Genomic DNA, 2,413 nt, shown 5'->3' on the forward strand with positions numbered 1-2,413 from the left:
TGCATTTGGCAATCAAAAAATGTAATAAATGGTCATTAATTTTGCGACCACTTGCCAACACTATTTTTACTTATTTTCGAATACTAGAATTACGGTATCGATAGCTTTCTCCAGTAAAGATGATTAAATGTGAATGGTGAATTAAGCGATCGATTACCGCCTCTGTTAAAATTTGATTCCCAAATACATGATTCCATTGCCCAAATTGAAGGTTCGTCGTAATAATGATGCTACGCTTTTCATAACACATCGAAATCACTTGAAAGAGAAGCTCTGCTCCTTCTTTACCTAACGGAATATAGCCTAGCTCATCAAGAATAAGAAGATCTAATTTATCAATTTGGTTCATTAATTTATTCAGTTGCCCTTTTTGATTGGCATCAATCAATTGATTAACGAGTCCTGCAATCGTGTAAAAGCGTACTTTATGACCAAACTTAGTAATGGCGTTTAATGCAATGCAACGGCTTAAATAGGTTTTTCCAGTGCCTACGCCACCATAAAGAATAAGATTCTCCTTTTTAGAGATGAATTGTCCATCCCATAAATCCTCTTTCAACAACGTTTTGGCAAGTTGAACATGCTGCCAATCAAATGGCTCATGACCACTTTGGGGCAACTGCGCTTGCTTTAATAATAAATTCAGTTTTGTTGCTTCACGATGCTCAATTTCTCGTGTAAAGAGCTGCTCTAGAAACTGAATTTGGTCAGCGGTTAATTCCGCAATATGTGAGCGTAACTGACTTAATTTCAAACGTTTTGCACAATCCTCTAATAGCTGTGTCATGATTTCTTCTCCATTTCAAAAAAATCATCATAGTGACTTGAACCTCTAGTCACTTCTGGCAGTTTCGGGATTTCATCAGAGGTTTGAATGTCCTGATAGAGCTGCTGATTAAATTTTTGTGCATTAAAAGCCTGCTTAATTTGTTCAGCCGAAGGATGTCCATTGCTAGATGCGGTCATCAACGCTTCGTTTAGTTGACCAAATGTAGCTACGGTCATTAATTCTGCTAAAATTGATAGAGCTGCCTTTTGCTCATCTTCCGTACAGGCTTTTAAATAGGCTTGCCATTCTGATGGTAAATGATCGTATACACCGGAATACTTAATCGCTTTTGGCCGCTGTGCCAATAATTTTAAATAAGGTTGCCAAACCATAGATTTGGCCTGATTGCCATACAATCTTAGATGCTTTACAACGCATTCATAATTTTCGTTTAAAATCCGAATTTCATTATACAGAACTTCTACGAACACTTTCTTTTGCGCAAAACGTGGTGAAGTAGAATAAAGTTTTGAATCGATGTGCACAAATCCAGATTTGTCTGCTTTCGCAGTCATGATTCGAGCGCAATTAAACTCCTTTTCTGGTAAAACTAAATGTTTTGCGACGGACTCTAAATGAAGTTCAGACTGCTTTCGCTTCTTCTCATAGTGAATTCGTTCCCAGTCTTTCTCAGCCATCCCCCATAATCGCTCATTCAATTCATCTAAATCCGTAAGCGGTAGTGCAGGTAATAAATAGTTGTTTCGTGAATACTTCACCATGTTTTCAACGTGTCCTTTTTCATTTCCCTTGCCAGGATTACAGAATTCATATTCGAATCCATAATGTAAAACAAAACGTTCAAACATGTCCGTTAACTCACGTGCTCCCTTTGAATGAATCTTTTTAACCGCAGGTGAAAGATTATCAAAGCGAATTGTTTTAGGTACGTTACCCAATCGTTTAAATATACGTTGCAGACCTTCTAATAGACATTCTGTATTTTCGGATGGAAACACCTGAAAGTAGAATGTATTTGAATAGGGAAAAGACATCACTAAAAATGGTAAATCTATTATTTCCCCTGCATATTTAAAAGGAGCCTTCCCAAAATCAACTTGTGCAGTGCCTTCATGCGCTTCTAATGGAAGTGCAGCACGTTCTGCTTCTTTCTTTAACTCTTCTTTTCGCGAGCTAACATAACGTCTTACAGTTCGATCTGAGCCTTTAAATCCATGTTCCTCCACTAACTGCGTATACATGCGTTTAGCAGTACGCTGGAATTTCTTTTTCATTTTTAAATCTTCTTCAAGCCAACGATCTAAAATCGGTTTTACTGCATCTAATACTGGCGATTTGCGTCTTTGCTTTAACTTTTGTGGAAATTCTTCTAAATCAGCGTACTTTTTAACTGTACGTTGATCGTGATTTACGCTTTCTGCAACTTCCTTGTAGGAACGCCCTTTATGATTCACTTCATGTCTGATATAATTAATTTCTACCACTTGCAACATCTCCTATATTACCTCCTGTCAAACGTTGTTGGTCCAACGAGGAGTGTAACTTTATTGGATAATGTTGACAAGTGGTTTTTTCATGCACAAATTAATGTCCGAAAGGTACATTTTTAGTTTGCCATAACCA

At 37.3% G+C, this 2,413-nt stretch carries 2 protein-coding genes; both read right to left on the reverse strand.

From position 1 onward, the window contains the following. Positions 1–70: 70 nt before the first annotated feature. Positions 71–787 (reverse strand): IS21-like element helper ATPase IstB, encoded by a 717-nt coding sequence (istB, locus tag EK386_RS19545; protein ID WP_126660851.1) that lies wholly within the window; start codon positions 785–787, stop codon positions 71–73. Further along, entirely contained in the window at positions 784–2,283 is a 1,500-nt protein-coding gene (gene istA, locus EK386_RS19550; RefSeq protein ID WP_126660852.1) for an IS21 family transposase, read from the reverse strand. The genes istB and istA overlap by 4 nt, the downstream gene beginning before the upstream one ends. Between the last annotated feature and the right edge of the window lie 130 nt (positions 2,284–2,413).

It is taken from the genome of Lysinibacillus antri (assembly GCF_003977595.1).
Lineage (GTDB): Bacteria > Bacillota > Bacilli > Bacillales_A > Planococcaceae > Ureibacillus > Ureibacillus antri.

What these genes read in the sequence shown, in the direction of transcription:
- istB (WP_126660851.1), bottom strand. Translation starts at nt 787, where the DNA reads ATGACACAGCTATTAGAGGATTGTGCAAAACGTTTGAAATTAAGTCAG.
- istA (WP_126660852.1), bottom strand. Translation starts at nt 2,283, where the DNA reads ATGTTGCAAGTGGTAGAAATTAATTATATCAGACATGAAGTGAATCAT.